Origin of the sequence: Gluconacetobacter tumulisoli (genome assembly GCF_014174155.1) — a bacterium.
In the GTDB taxonomy this organism is placed as follows: domain Bacteria; phylum Pseudomonadota; class Alphaproteobacteria; order Acetobacterales; family Acetobacteraceae; genus Gluconacetobacter; species Gluconacetobacter tumulisoli.
Window position 1 is genome coordinate 49,370 of the sequence record NZ_JABEQM010000006.1, and the last position, 15,626, is coordinate 64,995.

Below are 15,626 nucleotides of genomic sequence, written 5' to 3' on the forward strand. Positions count from 1 at the left end.
ATGCCGCCCTTCCTGCTGGACAACGTGACCCTGGACCAGGCGGGGCGACTGCTGGCCGTTCTGCGCGGGGCCGGCCTGCGGGTCGCCACCGCCGAAAGCTGTACCGGCGGTCTGGTCGCTGCATCCCTGACCCACCACGCAGGGTCGTCCGACGTGGTGGAAGGCGGGTTCGTAACCTATTCCAACGGCATGAAGACCACCCTGCTGGGCGTCGATCCCGGATTGCTGGCCCGTCATGGCGCGGTCAGCGCCGAAACTGCCGCCGCAATGGCAGACGGCGCGCTGGTCCGCGTGCCCGCCACCGACATCACCGTGTCCATTACGGGTATTGCGGGGCCTGGAGGAGGATCGGCCGCCAAGCCGGTCGGGCTGGTCTGGTTCGCCACGGCCCGCCGGAATGGGGCGACGGTCACGCTGTCGCGTGTGTTCGACGGGGATCGCGCCTCCGTCCGTCAACAGGCGGTGGCGCAGGCGCTGGACCTGATCGGACAACGTGTCCATTCCTCCTGAAGCCGGGCGTCGGCGACCCGCAGTCCCTTGTCGAGGGCGCCCGACCGATAGTTAAAAATATCCTGGGTCCGAAGGTCATGCACGATCTTCAGGCCCAGGATATCGGAAAAGGCAGGCCAGCGTCCGGATCATGCGGACGCCGGGGATCAATTGCCGCCGGGGCCGTTTCCAGGCATCGAGGGCGCCGGAGCGGTCGGCGGGGTGGTGACCCCGGTCCCCGACGGCACGACAACCGACGGTGCCGTGGGCGATGGCGCTTCAACTGATGGCTCGGCCGGCATGCCCGGGGTCGTCATGCTGGCGCGCGCTGCGGCGAGGCTCTTGGCGTTCAGATCTTCCGTCGCGTTGACTTCGGATTTCTTCTCGGTCCCCTTGGCCATGTGTTTGTGCCTGGCCATATGGGTCGGCGTGGCGGCAAGTGCCGGAACGGTGGAGACGATCGTCGCGGCGACGAGGATCGCGCCAAAAGACATCTTCATCGGGTAGGCTCCTTCAACTGGGTCGTGTCCGTCCATGACGCATGGCGCATCGGTGGCGGAACCACCCATGCGGCCGGACATGGGGGAAACGCCCGTCAGATGCCTCCGGTTCCGGCGGGCTGGATATGGCCCGGCGCCATCGCATTCCGTCCTGAAGGGGGGCCGTAGATTTCCCTGGCACGACGGATGAAGGCCGAGACCATCAGGCGTACGGCCTCGTTGAACACCACCCCGATCGCGGCCTGCAGCAGGCGGGAACGGAATTCGAATTCGACGAAGAAATCGATCAGGCACCCGCGCTCGTCCGGCGTGAAGGTCCAGACATTGTTCAGATAGCGGAATGGGCCTTTTTCGTACTGCACGCGGATCCGCGACGGGCGTTCCAGTGATACCCGGCTGGTGAACGTCTCGCGGAACGGGCCGAACCCGATGGTCAGATCGGCGACCAGTTCCGTCGCTGTGCGCGTGCGGACACGGGCACTGGTGCACCAGGGCAGGAATTGCGGGTATTTGCCCACGTCGGCGACCAGATCGAACAATTGCTCCGACGAATAGGCGATCAGGCGACGTTCGGCATGAGTCGGCATCAGGAAACCTCCGCCACGATACGCGTCGCCGCGAGTTTTGCCTCCCGCGTGGCACGAAGTTCCGCGAAATCGGAATCCGCATGATAGGACGACCGCGTCAGCGGCGAAGCGCTGACCTGCAGGAAGCCCTTCGCACGCGCCATTGCCGCATAATCGGCGAACTCGTCGGGTGTCACGAAATGCCGGACCGCCGCATGCTTGACCGTCGGCTGCAGATATTGGCCCAGCGTGATGAAATCGACATCGGCGACGCGCAGGTCATCCATGACCTGCAGGATCTCCGGGCGTTCCTCTCCCAGGCCAACCATCAGGCCCGACTTGGTGAAGATCGACGGATCGAGGCGTTTCACATCGTCCAGGAGGCGCAGCGACTGATAATAGCGCGCGCCGGGCCGGATACCAGGATACAGGCGGGGAACCGTTTCCAGGTTGTGGTTGAAGACATCCGGCCGGGCGGCGACCACGACCTCCAGCGCACCCGGCTTGCGCAGGAAATCGGGGGTCAGGATTTCGATCGTCGTGTCGGGCGCGGCGGCCCGGATCGCGGCGATGACCCGCGCGAAATGCTGTGCGCCACCATCCTTCAGATCGTCGCGGTCGACCGAAGTGATCACCACGTGGCGCAGGCCCAACTTCGCCACGGCGTCCCCCACGCGGGTGGGTTCGTCGCCGTCCAGCGGGTTCGGCATGCCGGTGGTCACGTTGCAGAACGCGCAGGCCCGGGTGCAGATCTCGCCCATGATCATCATGGTGGCGTGGCGCTGCGACCAGCATTCGCCGATATTCGGGCAGGCCGCTTCCTCGCAGACCGTGACCAGCTTCTGCTCGCGCATCAGCGTCCGGGTCTCGTGATAGATCGGGTGATTGGGTGCCTTGACGCGAATCCAGTCCGGCTTGCGCGCGATCGGGTTGTCCGGCCGGTGCGCCTTTTCCGGATGGCGGACGGAAACACCGCCTTTTCTATGGTCGATCAACAGGCGCGTGGACATGGCGGCAAACCCAGCAGGACAATAGACACCCAGAAGTGGAACGGCGCGGAGAACGCGTCAAGCAAACATCTCCGGCGCCGGGGCAGCGACGATCACAAGCAGCGGAGGCCGTCCGCCCGGAAAGGAGGGCGGCCCCGATGCCTGGTCCTTACCGCCGGACATGCATGTCAGATATGCAGGGCACCGTCGTAGGCAGCCAGGACGGCCTCATGCATCGTCTCCGAAATCGTCGGATGCGGAAACACCGTTTCCTTGAGTTCGGCCTCGGTCAGTTCGGACGTCCGGGCGATGACATAGCCCTGGATCATTTCCGTCACCTCGGCACCGATCATGTGGGCCCCCAGCAATTCGCCGGTGGTGGCGTCGAAAACGGTCTTGACCATGCCTTCGGGCTCGCCCGCGGCGATGGCCTTGCCGTTGCCGATGAAGGGAAAACGCCCGACACGGACCTTATGCCCGGCATCCTTGGCCCGGGCCTCGGTCAGGCCGACCGAGGCGATCTGGGGACGGCAGTAGGTGCATCCGGGGATGTTGGTGGGATCGATCGGATGGATCGTGTGGCCTGCGATCGCCTCGACGCACAGGACGCCCTCATGGCTGGCCTTGTGTGCCAGCCAGGGCGGGCCTGCGATATCGCCGATGGCATAGATTCCGGGTTCGCCGGTTCGGCAGTACGGATCGACCTTGATATGGGTCCGGTCGACCGCGATCGCCGTCCCGTCCAGACCGAGATTTTCCACGTTGCCGACAATACCCACCGCCGAGATGACCCGATCGACAGTGATCTCCTGGCTCTTGCCGCCGGCCTCGACGGGGACGGTCACGCTGTCGCCATTCTTGCGGACGGCGCCGATCTTCGCCCCGGTCAGGATGGTCATGCCCTGCTTCAGGAAGGCCTTGTGGGCCAGGGCGCTGATCTCCTCGTCCTCGACCGGCAGGATGCGGTCCAGGACCTCGACCAGCGTAACCTCGGCCCCCATGTTCCGGTAGAACGACGCGAATTCCACGCCGATGGCCCCGGATCCGATCACCATCAGCCGCTTCGGCAGTTCGGTCGGCACCATGGCCTCGCGATAGGACCAGATCAGCTTGCCGTCGGGTTCCAGCCCCGGCAGGACGCGCGCCCGCGCGCCCGTGGCCAGGATGACGTGCGGTGCCGTCAGGGTCGCGACGGGCTTGCCGTCCTTGCTGACCTCGACCTTGCGGCGCGCGCCGTCCTTGTCCGCCAGCTTGCCGAACCCGTCGAAGACCGTAACCTTGTTCTTCTTCAGCAGGTGCGCGACACCGGAGGACAATTGGCCCGCGACCTTGCGGGAACGCTTGACCACCTTGTCGAGGTCGAAGCGGATATTATCCGCCGCAAAGCCGAATTCGCCCAGATGATGCAGAAGATGGTTGATCTCGGACGACCGCAGCAGCGCCTTGGTGGGAATGCATCCCCAATTGAGGCAGATGCCGCCCAGATGCGCGGCCTCGACCACGGCGATGTTCAGGCCCAACTGGGCCCCGCGGATGGCGGCGACATAGCCGCCGGGACCACCGCCGATGATGACGATGTCGAATTCTGTCTTGCTCATGGATTATGTCCTCAGACCACCAGGCTGAACGGCGATTCGACGACCGAGCGGAAGGTCGATACCCATTCGGCGGCCAGGGCCCCGTCGACGACGCGATGATCGACCGACAGCGTCACCGTCATGACGGTGGCGATCCGGATCTCGTCGCCCTTGACGACCGCCCGCTTCTCACCGGCCGCGATGGCCAGGATCGCCGCCTGCGGCGGGTTGATGATGGCCGAGAACTCCTTCACCCCGTACATTCCCATGTTGGAGATCGAGAACGACCCCCCCTGGAATTCCTGCGGCTTCAGCTTTCCCGCCCGCGCCCGCGCGATCAGATCCTTGGCGTCCTGGCTGATCTGGCGCAGGGATTTGCTGTCGGCATTGCGGATGATCGGCGTGATCAGCCCGTCGGGGATCGACACGGCAACGGAAATATCCACGTCGTCGTACAGGATCGTCGCGTCCTCGGTGTACGACGCATTGACCCCGGGCACCCGGCGCAGCGTCACGGCGGCAGCCTTGACCAGCATGTCATTGACCGACAGCTTGAAGGCATCAGGTCCGTCGGCCGGGGATGCTGCGTTCAACTGCGCACGCAGCGCCAGAAGGGCATCGAGTTCGACATCGATCGCCACGTAGAAATGCGGAATGGTCGATTTGGCCTCGGTCAGGCGCTTGGCGATGACTTTGCGGATCGTCGAGTTCGGGACCGCTTTGTATGAGGCCTCGATGGCCACGGGGGCGGACGCGGCCGGGCGGGCAGGCGCAGGGGCAGCCGACGCGGGGGCGGCCGACGCGCCCTCGACATCGCGGCGGACGATGCGGCCATTCGGGCCGGACCCCGTCACGCCGGACAGGTCGATACCTTTCAGCTTCGCGATCCGGCGTGCGAGCGGTGAAGCAAAGACGCGTGTGCCATTTTGGGCCGCGGCTGGCGTGGCAGCAGCCGGCGCGGCTTTCACGGGGGCCGAAGCCTCGACCGGTGCCGACGCCTCGGGGACCGGCGTGGACGCGGGTGCAGGCTCCGCGCCCTCGGGCACGGTTTCACCCTCGGCCACCAGGATGGCGATCGGCGCATTGACCTTCACGCCCTCGGTGCCCTCGGTGACCAGGATACGTCCCAGGGTCCCCTCGTCGACCGCCTCGACCTCCATCGTCGCCTTGTCGGTCTCGATCTCGGCGATCACGTCGCCGGACTGGATCTGCTCGCCTTCCTTCTTCAGCCAGCGGGCCAGCTTGCCTTCGGTCATTGTCGGCGACAGGGCCGGCATCAGGATATTCACAGACATCGCGGCGCCCCCTCAGACCAGCTTGCGAACCGCATCCACCACCCAGGCCGGGTTGGGAAGGGCCAGCTTTTCAAGATTGGCGGCAAACGGCATCGGCACGTCCGCGCCGGCGACCCGTGCGGGCGGGGCATCGAGATAGTCGAACGCATGTTCGATGACCTGCATCGAGATTTCGGCGCCGATGCCGGCGAACGGCCAGCCTTCCTCGACGCAGACCAGGCGGCTGGTCTTCTTGACGCTGGCGACGATCGTCTCGGTATCCAGGGGACGGATCGTCCGCAGATTGATCACCTCGGCATCGATCCCCTGTTCGGCCAGGATCGCCGCCGCTTCCAGCGCGGTACCGACCATGATCGAGAACGCGACGATGGTGACGTCCTTGCCCTCGCGCTCGATCTTCGCGCGACCGATCGGCAGGATGAAATCCTCATCGACCGGACATGGGAATTTCTGGCCGTAGAGAATCTCGTTCTCCAGCACGATCACCGGGTTGGGATCGCGGACCGCGGCACGCAGCAGGCCCTTCGCGTCGGCCGACGACCATGGCGCCACGACCTTCAGGCCGGGAATATGGCCATACCAGCTGGCATAACACTGCGAATGCTGGGCCCCCACGCGCGATGCCGCCCCGTTGGGGCCGCGGAAGACGATGGGGCAGGACATCTGGCCGCCGGACATATAGCGGGTCTTGGCTGCCGAATTGATGATCTGGTCGATGGCTTGCATCGCGAAGTTCATGGTCATGAACTCGACGATCGGTTTCAGCCCGGTCAGCGCCGCGCCGATGGCCATGCCGGTGAAGCCATGTTCGGTGATAGGGGTATCGATCACCCGCTTCTCGCCGAATTCGTCCAGCAGCCCTTGCGAAACCTTGTAGGCGCCCTGGTACTGCGCGACTTCCTCGCCGATCAGGAAGACATCCTCGTCCCGGCGCAGTTCGGCCGCCATGGCGTCGCGCAGGGCTTCGCGGACCGTGATTTCCACCGTCTCACCCCATTCCTTCTCAGGTGCGAGGACGGGCGCGGCAACGGGTGCCGGCGGGGCCGACGCCTGCGGCGCCGCGGGCTTGGCGACGGTCGCGGTCGGGGCGGGGGATTCGGCCGCCGGTGCCGTCTCGCCGCCCTCGGACTGCAGGTTCGCGATCGGTGTGTTGACGGCGACGTTTTCCGTGCCCTCGGCGATCAGGATGTCGCCCAGCGTGCCCTCGTCGACGGCCTCGACCTCCATCGTCGCCTTGTCGGTCTCGATCTCGGCGATCACGTCGCCGGCCGCGACATGGTCGCCCGTCTTCTTCAGCCAGCGGGCCAGCTTGCCTTCGGTCATCGTCGGCGACAGCGCCGGCATCAGGATCTGCGTGCTCATGACCGCTCAGCCCTCCACCAGAACGTCGGTCCAGAGTTCCGACGGATCGGGTTCCGGGCTGGTCTGCGCGAAATCGGCGGCGTCCACGACGATGGTCCGCACCTTGTCCTCGATGGCCTTCAGTTCGGCCTCGTCGATTCCCATGCCCAACAGTTCCTTGCGGACCCGATCGATCGGGTCGTGATTCTTCCGCATTTCGTCAACCTCGGTCCGCGGGCGATATTTCGCCGGGTCGGACATCGAGTGACCGCGATAGCGATAGGTCGCCATCTCCAGCAGGAACGGCCCCTTGCCCTGGCGGCAATGCGTGATCGCGTCGCGCGCGGCATCCCGCACGGCCTCGACATCCATGCCGTCGACCTTGCGGCCCGGGATGCCCCAGGGCTCGCCATTGCGCCACAGCTCCTTCGAGGCCGAGGACCGCTCGACGCTGGTGCCCATGCCGTAATGGTTGTTTTCCAGCACGAACACGCACGGCAGCTTGTGCAGGGCGGCCAGGTTGAAACTTTCGTAGACCTGGCCCTGGTTCGACGCGCCCTCGCCGAAATAGGTGATCGAGACCTCGTCCGAGCCACGATATTTGTTCGCGAAGGCCAGGCCGATGCCCAGCGATACCTGGGCGCCGACGATTCCATGCCCGCCATAGAAATGCTTCTCGGACGAGAACATGTGCATGGACCCGCCCTTGCCGCGGGAATATCCCCCCTCGCGCCCGGTCAGTTCGGCCATGACCCCGCGCGGATCCATGCCGGCCGCCAGCATCTGCCCGTGGTCACGGTACGAGGTGATGATCTTGTCACCCTGCTTCAGTTCCATCTGCACGCCGACGACCACGGCTTCCTGCCCGATATACAGATGGCAGAAACCGCCGATCAGCCCCATGCCGTAAAGTTGCCCGGCCCGTTCCTCGAACCGCCGGATCAGGACCATGTCATGGAACGCGCGCGTCAGATCCTCTGCGCTCATGGACGGACTATTGCGTCCGGTCTCTGTCTTGGGTTCTTGCTTTTCGCTCATTCTGAACGCTCCCTTGTTATTGTTATAACAGACAACACCGCATACTGACGCCGCCGGGCCGGACATGGTCGGCGCCTAATCCGCTCCCGGTGATCCCGCCCCTGCCCCGGGTCTTTCGTACAGGCCGGACCGCCCACCCGATTTACGCTCCAGATACACGCCTTCGATCGTCATGCCGCGATCGACGGCCTTGCACATGTCGTACAGCGTCAGCGCCGCCACGCTGACCGCCGTCAGGGCCTCCATCTCCACCCCGGTTGGTCCGGTGGTCCCGACGCAGGCCTCGATGTCTATCCCCGTCCCGTCCCTGGCCGCCGCCAGTCCGACGCGTACCGACGACAGCGGCAGCGGATGGCAAAGAGGTATGAGGTCGGCCGTCTTCTTTGCCGCCATGATGCCGGCGACCCGCGACACCGCCAGGACGTCCCCCTTCGGCATGCCGCCGGACAGGATCAGTTCCAGCGTTTCCGCGCGCATGCAGACCCGTCCTCGCGCAAGCGCCTGCCGCGCCGTGGCCGGCTTGTCCGACACGTCGACCATCACCGCATGTCCGGCCGCATCGAGGTGGGACAGTTTTCCGGCGTCCGTCATCTTACGAGAAGCCGAGCAACGCGCGGGCGGCATCGCCGGGGTTATCGTGACGGAGCAGGCTTTCCCCGACCAGGAAGCCGCTGGCCCCCACGTCGCTGAGGCGCAAGACATCGCCATGCGTCCTGATGCCGCTTTCGGAGACGACGATCCGATCAGGGGGAACCAGGGGGGTCAGCTGGATCGTTGTCTCAAGGTCCGTCTTCAACGTCTTGAGATTACGGTTATTGATGCCGATCAGCGACGTATCCAGGGCCAGGGCGCGATTGAGTTCCGTCTCATCATGCACTTCGACCAGGACGTCCATATCCAGGCCCCGCGCCACATCCAGCAGTTCCGATGCCTCGGCATCGGTCAATGCCGCCAGGATCAGCAGGATGCAGTCGGCCCCGATCAGGCGGCTTTCATGGACCTGCCAGGGATCCAGGATGAAATCCTTGCGCAGGATCGGCAGGCCGCATGCATCGCGGACCCGTTCCAGGTCCTCGGTGCAGCCATGAAAGCACGATCCTTCGGTCAGGACCGAGATGCAGGCGGCCCCGGCCTTCTCGTATTGCGCGGCGATCGCGGCCGGATTGTAGTCGGGGCGCAGGATGCCCGCCGACGGAGATGCTTTCTTGATTTCCGCGATCAGTCCGATCTGGCGATCCGCCGTCCGCTGCTTCAGCGCCTGGCCGAAACCGCGCGTCGGCGTATTGATCTCGCGCGCGCGGGCGGTCACGTCCTTCAGCGGCATAATCGTCGCACGCTGGGCGACATCGACCCGTGTCCTGGCGCAGATCCGCGCCAGGACGTCCGGAATGTCGTCCGGGTCCGGCCCGCTTCCGCCAGCGGTCTCAGCCTGATTCGTCGGCGTGTCGTTCATCATATAGCCTGCACAATCCCCTCTACGGTAACGGCACTGCGGTCGCGCACGGTGTTCAGCACGGCCAGCGCCGCCCCGTTATCGAGAACCCGGGCGGCATCGGCGACCAGCGTCCGCAACGCCGCCGGCCGGATGGCTCCATCGTGAAGCACCTCCCCGCGTCCCGCAACATGAAGTGCGGCAGCGGCATTCAGCAGGACCGTGTCGCGATAGGCGCCATGGGCGCCGGCCAGCATCGCCGCCAGGGCCTCGGCATTTTCCCGGGGGCTGCCCCCCGTGATCGCCTCGATCGGCGCGGCGCGCAAGCCCGCGTCTTCAGGCTCCAGGCTCAGTTCATGGATCTGCCCGTCCTGAAGCGCCACGATAGCGGTCGTCCCTGCCAGCGTCAGTTCATCAATCCCGCGCCCCGCCCCGCACTGGCCATGGACCGCCCATACGCGCTCGCTTCCCAGAAGCTGCAACGTCTCCACGACCGGCCGCAGCCAGACGGAACCGGGAACGCCGACCAACTGGCGCGTCACGTTGGCCGGATTGCACAATGGCCCGACCAGGTTGAACAGCGTCCTGATCCCCAGCGCCACCCGTACCGGCGCCGCATGCCGCATGGCGGGATGATGGGCGGGGGCTGCCATGAACGCCAGGTTCAGCCGGGCGAGCCTGTCGCTGATGACGGCCGGGTCGTCCGACAACGGCACGCCCAGTTCCCCCAGCACATCCGTGGCGCCCGATCGCGACGACAGGGCGCGATTACCGTGCTTCGCCACCGGCACGCCCAGCGCGGCCAGGACGAAGGCCACGGCGGTGGAGATATTGAGGGTCCCCAATCCGTCGCCGCCGGTGCCGCAGACGTCGATCGTGCCGGCGGGCACCGGGGCGACACTGCGCATGCGGGACCGTACGGCTCGGACGGCGCCCAGCAATTCCGCGCGCTGCTCGCCCCGCACGCGCAGGCCCATCAGGAAGGCGGCGATCAGCGTGTCGGGCACGCCGCCGTCCATGATAAGGCCAAATGCCTGCTCGGCCTCGCGTTCGGTCAGGCGTTTGCCCTGTGCCAGACGGCCCAGGATGGCCCGAAACGCTCCGGCTGGATCGACGGACTGGGGCACACCCTCCATGATCGGCTCAGGCCGCTTTCCGCGGCGTGTTACGGCCCCGCGCGATCGCCATGAAGTTGGCCAGGATATCGTGCCCGTGTTCGGACGCGATGCTTTCCGGATGGAACTGGACGCCGAAGATGGGCAGGACGCGATGACGCAGCCCCATGATGACTCCGTCCTCGGTCCGGGCGACCGGCACCAGGTCGGACGGCAGGCTTGCCGGATCTACCGTCAGGCTGTGGTAACGCGTGGCGCGGAAGGGGTTGGGCAGGCCTTCAAACACGCCTGTTCCGTCATGCATGACCGGGCTGACCTTGCCATGCATGGGCGTCGGGGACCGGACGACCGTGCCGCCGAAGACCTGGCCGATCGCCTGATGCCCCAGGCACACGCCGAGGATGGGAACATGGCCCGCTGCCTTGCGGATCAGGTCGCAGCAGATCCCCGCCTCGTTCGGTGAACAGGGGCCGGGCGACAGCACGATGGCCTCCGGCTTCAACGCCAGGGCTTCGTCGGCTGTCAGGGCGTCGTTGCGACGGACGTCGCACACTTCCCCCAGGTCGCCCAGGTAATGGACGAGGTTGAAGGTGAAGCTGTCGTAATTGTCGATCAGCAGGATCATGGCAATATGATGACCTCCCGTTTCAGCCCGGTCAAACAGCAGATCGGGAATTGATCGAAATAATCTTTATCTGCGGAAACGTAAGGTTTTGTTGCGTTAAACCCCAATTTCGGCGCAAGTTTATAACCCGATCGGTGGAGTCCGTCCGCGCCCCCCTACACTTCGTTCCGGCCGCGCGTGAACTGGGTGGCGGCTTCCGCCGCACGGAACAGCGCCCGCGCCTTGTGCTGCGTTTCTTCGTACTCGGCCTCGGGGATGCTGTCGGCGACGACGCCGCATCCGGCCTGCACATGCATCTCGCCGTCCTTCACCACCGCCATGCGCAGGCCGATGCAGGTGTCCATGTCGCCGCTGGCCCCGAAATAACCGATGCAACCGGCATAGGCTGCACGGCGGGTCGGTTCGACTTCGTCGATGATCTCCATCGCCCGGATCTTCGGTGCCCCGGTCAATGTGCCGGCAGGAAAGCCGGCGACCAGGGCGTCCAGCGCCTCCAGCCCCGGGCGCAGCGTTCCCTCTACGTTGGAGGAAATATGCATCACGTGGCTGAACCGCTCGATCACGAATTTTTCCGTGACGCGGACCGAGCCGATTTTGCACACGCGCCCGACATCGTTGCGGCCCAGGTCGATCAGCATCAGATGTTCCGCCCGTTCCTTGGGATCGGCCAGAAGCTCTTCCTCCAGGGCGCGGTCTTCGGCGGCAGTCCGGCCGCGCGGGCGTGTGCCGGCCAGCGGACGCACGGTTACCTGCCCCTTGCGCAGGCGCACCAGTATTTCCGGTGACGACCCCACCAGGCTGAAGCCGTCCAGCGCCAGATAAAACAGGAACGGCGCCGGATTTATACGACGCAGCGCCCGGTACAGCGCTAGCGCCGGCAGCGTGAAGGAAGTCGAGAAACGTTGGCTTGGCACGACCTGGAACGCATCGCCGGCGGTGATATAATCCTGGATCCGCCGGACGGCGTCGCAGAAGGCCTCTCGGGTGAAGGTCGATCGCGGCGGATCGACCGGCCCGGCATAGGTCGGCATGATCTCCTGCAGCGCCAGCGGTTCCGACAGGGTCTGGCGTGCCAGTGCCAGAAGGTCCTGCGCGTGTTGCCAGGCCTCCTCAGGTGACCGGTCGTCGCGGAGGCGGATCGGGACGGCCAGGGTCAGCTCGTCGCGCACGGTGTCGAAGATTGCGAACAGCCCCGGCCGGATCATGATCCCTTCCGGCAGGCCGAGATCATCGGGCGGCATGTCGGGCAGATATTCCATCTGCCGCACCATGTCGTAGCCCAGATAGCCGAACACGCCGCCCGTCATCGGCGGCAGGCCGTCGGGAAGCGTCATCTGGCTGTCCCGGATGATCGTCCGGAGTGATTCCAGCGGTCGGCCCGCCACCGGCTCGGGGCACGCGGCCGTGTCGTCGGGGTTTCGGGTGACCGTGGCCTGGCCGTCATGGCAGCGCCAGATCAGGTCGGGCAGCAGCCCGATGACGGAATAGCGTCCGCGCGCCACGCCGCCCTCGACGCTTTCCAGAAGAAAGGCATTGCGCGGGGGGCACATGTCGCTGGCCCCGGCCAGCCGGGACAGGCGCATGAATGCCGAAACCGGCGTCAGGAGGTCGGCGACCTCGACACTCCAGACGATAGCGGCGTCCCCCTGGCGCAGGACCAACAGGGTTTCCTCGCGGTCGGGCGGGATCGGACGGGACGAATCGGAAAGGAAGGTCACCTGACACCGCCTTCCGCGCCATCGGCACCGGTCACGGAGGACAGGACCGACTGGATCGCGGTCATGTTGGTCTTGGGCTTTACGTCGTTCTGCAGGGCCATGGCGTAGGACATCTCGATATCGTCCGCCATCGACTGGGTCAGGCCCGTGCGGATCCGGCCGACCTGCATCAGTTGCGTGGACGGGTCGGGATGCGTGATGGCGGTCAGGGTCGCGACGTAGAACCCGTCGGCGTCCTCGATCATAACCGACTGGCCGGTCGAGCCGATCCGGAACGCCAGCTGCGCGAGGCTGTCGGGGATGCCGGCCGTCTGGCGGCCGCGGACCAGTGGGGCGCTATGCACCACGGTCTGGCCGGTCGAAGCCGCCTGCGACACCCCGCCCCTGGTCTTCGCCGCCAGATACAGCGCCGTCGCCTGCACATTCGCCGCATGGCGCCGGGCCTCGTCCTGCCATGCCGCGCCGACCTGGTCCGAAATGGACGAAAGGGGCTGGAGCTGTCCGGGCGTTACGCTGTCGACCGACACCGCGTACCATGTCTGGTCGGGCCCCTGGACCAGGGCGGGGTTCGCCCCTTTCGCCTGGCTGAAGATCCGCGCCACAATCGCCTGGCGGGCCGCGCCGGAGGCGGGAATGGGCGCTTCGTCGCCGGACTGCGTCTGGCCATGGGCATCCAGTGTGCCGGCGGTGGCGCTGGCGCCGAGCGTGTCGGGAATCCGGTCCAGGCCGCCGCCGGCGATGGCGTCCTGCAGCTTCTGGACGCGGGCGCCGATCAACTCGCCGGCATGTGCCTGGGCGATCTGGTCGTGCAATTCCTGCCGGGCGGCGGCGAAATCCGTGTCATGCGGCGGGGTGACCTGCGTCACCTTGAACACGACCCACCCGGTATCGGTCTGCGCGGGACCCTGCAGGGTGTCCACGGGGGCCGCAAAGACCAGCTTGGACAGGGAAGCCGACGGAATGGATGCCGCCCGGACACCGTCCATCTGCACCGACGCGCTGTCCTTCGCGGCGGCCTGGACCTGCGCCCAGGTCGTGCCTGCCTGCCATTGGGCAACGATCGCGCGGGCGCGGGCTTCGTCGGAAGCCGTCACGATCTGTACGGTCCGGGTTTCCGGCTGATGGTATTTCGCCTGCTGGGCGTCATACAGGCGGTGCAGTTCCTCCTCCGGAACCTCCACTGACCGGGCGATCGTCTCGGGCGACAGGACGACGATCCGGGCATGGCGATATTCCGGCGTCTGGAACAGCCATGGATGATTGTCATAGAAGCGACGCAGCTGCGCAGGGTCCGGCGTGGGGGCGGACTGATCGCCGACGGCGACGCGGACCAGGTCGAGCGTGCGGGTCTGGGCGTCGAACTCGAAAGCCCGGCGCACCATCGTCTCCGGCGCGCGCACGCCGTTGCGAATCGGTTCCATCAGGGCGCGGGATGCGATGTCCATCCGGACCAGGTCCAGAAGCCGCCCCTCGGTCATGCCGATCTGCCGCAGGCGCGCGTCGAACAGCTTGCGGTCGAAGCGGCCGTCGGCGCCCTTGAAGGCCTGCAGGCCAAAGACCTCGTCGCGCAGCACGTCGTCGGGAACGATCAGGCCATGCCGTTCGGCCGACAGGGCAATCTCGGCCTGCATGACGAGGCGTTGCAGGACCTGCTGGGCCGCTTCCCGGCGGGTCGCGGGCGGAAGCTGCGATGCATCGGCAACCCCCATCTGCCGCGCGACCTGGGGCATCTCGTTCTGCACCGCCGACATGAACGCATCGGTCGTGATCGTGCGGGGCCCCACATGTGCCACGACGTCGGCACGCTCGCTTCCCATGTTCGACAGCACGTCGCCGACCCCCCAGCCGACGAAGGCAAGAAACAGCAGGCCGGCGATGACACGCCCCACCCAGGAATCGACGAAGGCATGGCGCAGAAAGGAAATCATAAAGTACAGGATCCGAACATAAGCGGCAGAGGCGTCGCGACCGGCAGGCGGCCACCTTTTCGGCCGCGCACCATAAGGACAGGACCGCAGCTTGACCAGAACCCTGTTCGGGTCCGTGCGGGATTCAGGGACATTGCGGCATTGCCACGGGATGGCGCGCATGGTGTAGGGTACAATATCCGGTCGATACTCCCCCTGGAAAAGATAAAGACCGTCGAAAGACCGGACAAAACGGCGGCACGCAGGCAGAGGGATCAAGACATATGAGGCAGATGATCGTCGGCAACTGGAAAATGAACGGGCTGTGCGCCGCGTCGCGCGACCTGGTCACGGCGGTGGCGGAGGGAGTGGCCGCCATGCCGTCTCCGCCCCAGGTCGTGGTCTGCCCCCCTTTCACGCTGCTCGCGCAGCTGGGGGCGGCGCTGAAGGGGACGGGCATTTTCCTTGGCGCGCAGGATTGCCATCAAACAGCGTCCGGCGCGCATACCGGCGATATTTCCGCCGCGATGCTGGCGGATGTGGGCGTCGAATACGTCATTCTCGGTCATTCCGAGCGTCGCCGCGATCATGGCGAACTGGACGAGACGGTACGTGAAAAGGCGGTCGCCGCGGCGGCGGCCGGATTGACGCCCATCGTCTGCGTGGGCGAAAGCGAGGACCAGAGGGCATCGGGCGACTGCCGTGATGCGATCGGCTGGCAGATCAAGGGGTCCCTGCCCGACGGGTTTACCGGGATCGTGGCCTATGAACCGGTCTGGGCGATCGGTTCGGGCGTGCCGGCATCCAGCCAGGATATCGCGGACATGATGGCCTTCATTCGCGCCGAATTGGTGCGGCAGTTCGGCGCGGCTGGAAAAACGATCCGGATCCTCTATGGTGGGTCGGTCAACGGGCGCGACGCGGCGACCATACTGCCCATCGCCGAGGTCGGGGGCGCGCTTGTCGGCGGTGCCAGCCTGCAGGCCGATACATTTCTCCCGATTGTCCGGGCCGCCGTCGAACTGTAGACGGTC

The 15,626-nt window shown here is 66.0% G+C and carries 15 protein-coding genes; 2 read left to right on the forward strand and 13 right to left on the reverse strand.

The annotated features are described in order from the left end of the window. A complete protein-coding gene (locus tag HLH28_RS08785; RefSeq protein ID WP_182957797.1) occupies positions 1–510 on the forward strand; it encodes a CinA family protein in 510 nt (169 codons plus the stop codon). A 146-nt stretch (positions 511–656) separates the two neighbouring features. Here the strand turns inward: HLH28_RS08785 and HLH28_RS08790 are convergent, their stop codons facing one another. From HLH28_RS08790 to HLH28_RS08850, 13 genes are all read right to left on the reverse strand, one after another. Beyond that, positions 657–1,070, reverse strand: a complete 414-nt coding sequence (locus HLH28_RS08790) for a hypothetical protein (protein WP_246395872.1) — start codon at positions 1,068–1,070, stop codon at positions 657–659. A gap of 14 nt (positions 1,071–1,084) precedes the next feature. Then, positions 1,085–1,576: a type II toxin-antitoxin system RatA family toxin gene (locus HLH28_RS08795; protein ID WP_182957800.1), complete on the reverse strand. Its 492-nt coding sequence runs from the start codon at positions 1,574–1,576 to the stop codon at positions 1,085–1,087. Beyond that, positions 1,576–2,565 (reverse strand): lipoyl synthase, encoded by a 990-nt coding sequence (lipA, locus tag HLH28_RS08800; RefSeq protein WP_182957803.1) that lies wholly within the window; start codon positions 2,563–2,565, stop codon positions 1,576–1,578. The genes HLH28_RS08795 and lipA overlap by 1 nt, the downstream gene beginning before the upstream one ends. A gap of 167 nt (positions 2,566–2,732) precedes the next feature. Next, positions 2,733–4,142: a dihydrolipoyl dehydrogenase gene (gene lpdA / locus HLH28_RS08805; protein ID WP_182957807.1), complete on the reverse strand. Its 1,410-nt coding sequence runs from the start codon at positions 4,140–4,142 to the stop codon at positions 2,733–2,735. An 11-nt stretch (positions 4,143–4,153) separates the two neighbouring features. Further along, the gene (locus HLH28_RS08810) at positions 4,154–5,416 is read right to left on the reverse strand and encodes a pyruvate dehydrogenase complex dihydrolipoamide acetyltransferase (protein ID WP_182957810.1); all 1,263 of its coding nucleotides are present in this window, start codon (positions 5,414–5,416) and stop codon (positions 4,154–4,156) included. A gap of 12 nt (positions 5,417–5,428) precedes the next feature. Further along, positions 5,429–6,778, reverse strand: coding sequence for a pyruvate dehydrogenase complex E1 component subunit beta (locus HLH28_RS08815; protein ID WP_182957813.1), 1,350 nt, complete (start codon positions 6,776–6,778; stop codon positions 5,429–5,431). Between the two features lie 6 nt (positions 6,779–6,784). Next, entirely contained in the window at positions 6,785–7,795 is a 1,011-nt protein-coding gene (gene pdhA / locus HLH28_RS08820; RefSeq protein ID WP_182957816.1) for a pyruvate dehydrogenase (acetyl-transferring) E1 component subunit alpha, read from the reverse strand. A 75-nt stretch (positions 7,796–7,870) separates the two neighbouring features. Continuing rightward, on the reverse strand, positions 7,871–8,386 hold the full coding sequence (moaC, locus tag HLH28_RS08825; protein WP_182957818.1) for a cyclic pyranopterin monophosphate synthase MoaC: 516 nt from the start codon (positions 8,384–8,386) through the stop codon (positions 7,871–7,873). A 1-nt stretch (position 8,387) separates the two neighbouring features. Continuing rightward, positions 8,388–9,248, reverse strand: a complete 861-nt coding sequence (gene trpC / locus HLH28_RS08830) for an indole-3-glycerol phosphate synthase TrpC (protein WP_182958223.1) — start codon at positions 9,246–9,248, stop codon at positions 8,388–8,390. Beyond that, the gene (trpD, locus tag HLH28_RS08835) at positions 9,248–10,363 is read right to left on the reverse strand and encodes an anthranilate phosphoribosyltransferase (protein ID WP_182957821.1); all 1,116 of its coding nucleotides are present in this window, start codon (positions 10,361–10,363) and stop codon (positions 9,248–9,250) included. Before trpD ends, trpC begins: the two co-directional genes overlap by 1 nt. Positions 10,364–10,370: 7 nt before the next feature. Then, complete coding sequence (locus tag HLH28_RS08840) at positions 10,371–10,967, reverse strand: anthranilate synthase component II (protein ID WP_182957824.1); 597 nt, start codon at positions 10,965–10,967, stop codon at positions 10,371–10,373. Positions 10,968–11,122: 155 nt separating this feature from the next. Next, complete coding sequence (trpE, locus tag HLH28_RS08845) at positions 11,123–12,685, reverse strand: anthranilate synthase component I (protein ID WP_182957827.1); 1,563 nt, start codon at positions 12,683–12,685, stop codon at positions 11,123–11,125. After that, on the reverse strand, positions 12,682–14,613 hold the full coding sequence (locus tag HLH28_RS08850; RefSeq protein ID WP_182957830.1) for a peptidylprolyl isomerase: 1,932 nt from the start codon (positions 14,611–14,613) through the stop codon (positions 12,682–12,684). The genes trpE and HLH28_RS08850 overlap by 4 nt, the downstream gene beginning before the upstream one ends. 263 nt (positions 14,614–14,876) lie before the next feature. Here HLH28_RS08850 and tpiA point away from each other — a divergent pair, with 263 nt between their 5' ends. Continuing rightward, entirely contained in the window at positions 14,877–15,620 is a 744-nt protein-coding gene (gene tpiA, locus HLH28_RS08855) for a triose-phosphate isomerase (protein ID WP_182957833.1), read from the forward strand. The last annotated feature ends 6 nt before the right edge of the window (positions 15,621–15,626 follow it).

Coding starts and splice junctions, on each gene's coding strand:
- HLH28_RS08785 (WP_182957797.1), top strand. CDS start 1: ATGCCGCCCTTCCTGCTGGACAACGTGACCCTGGACCAGGCGGGGCGA.
- HLH28_RS08790 (WP_246395872.1), bottom strand. CDS start 1,070: ATGTCCGGCCGCATGGGTGGTTCCGCCACCGATGCGCCATGCGTCATG.
- HLH28_RS08795 (WP_182957800.1), bottom strand. CDS start 1,576: ATGCCGACTCATGCCGAACGTCGCCTGATCGCCTATTCGTCGGAGCAA.
- lipA (WP_182957803.1), bottom strand. CDS start 2,565: ATGTCCACGCGCCTGTTGATCGACCATAGAAAAGGCGGTGTTTCCGTC.
- lpdA (WP_182957807.1), bottom strand. CDS start 4,142: ATGAGCAAGACAGAATTCGACATCGTCATCATCGGCGGTGGTCCCGGC.
- HLH28_RS08810 (WP_182957810.1), bottom strand. CDS start 5,416: ATGTCTGTGAATATCCTGATGCCGGCCCTGTCGCCGACAATGACCGAA.
- HLH28_RS08815 (WP_182957813.1), bottom strand. CDS start 6,778: ATGAGCACGCAGATCCTGATGCCGGCGCTGTCGCCGACGATGACCGAA.
- pdhA (WP_182957816.1), bottom strand. CDS start 7,795: ATGAGCGAAAAGCAAGAACCCAAGACAGAGACCGGACGCAATAGTCCG.
- moaC (WP_182957818.1), bottom strand. CDS start 8,386: ATGACGGACGCCGGAAAACTGTCCCACCTCGATGCGGCCGGACATGCG.
- trpC (WP_182958223.1), bottom strand. CDS start 9,248: ATGAACGACACGCCGACGAATCAGGCTGAGACCGCTGGCGGAAGCGGG.
- trpD (WP_182957821.1), bottom strand. CDS start 10,363: ATGGAGGGTGTGCCCCAGTCCGTCGATCCAGCCGGAGCGTTTCGGGCC.
- HLH28_RS08840 (WP_182957824.1), bottom strand. CDS start 10,967: ATGATCCTGCTGATCGACAATTACGACAGCTTCACCTTCAACCTCGTC.
- HLH28_RS08850 (WP_182957830.1), bottom strand. CDS start 14,613: ATGATTTCCTTTCTGCGCCATGCCTTCGTCGATTCCTGGGTGGGGCGT.
- tpiA (WP_182957833.1), top strand. CDS start 14,877: ATGAGGCAGATGATCGTCGGCAACTGGAAAATGAACGGGCTGTGCGCC.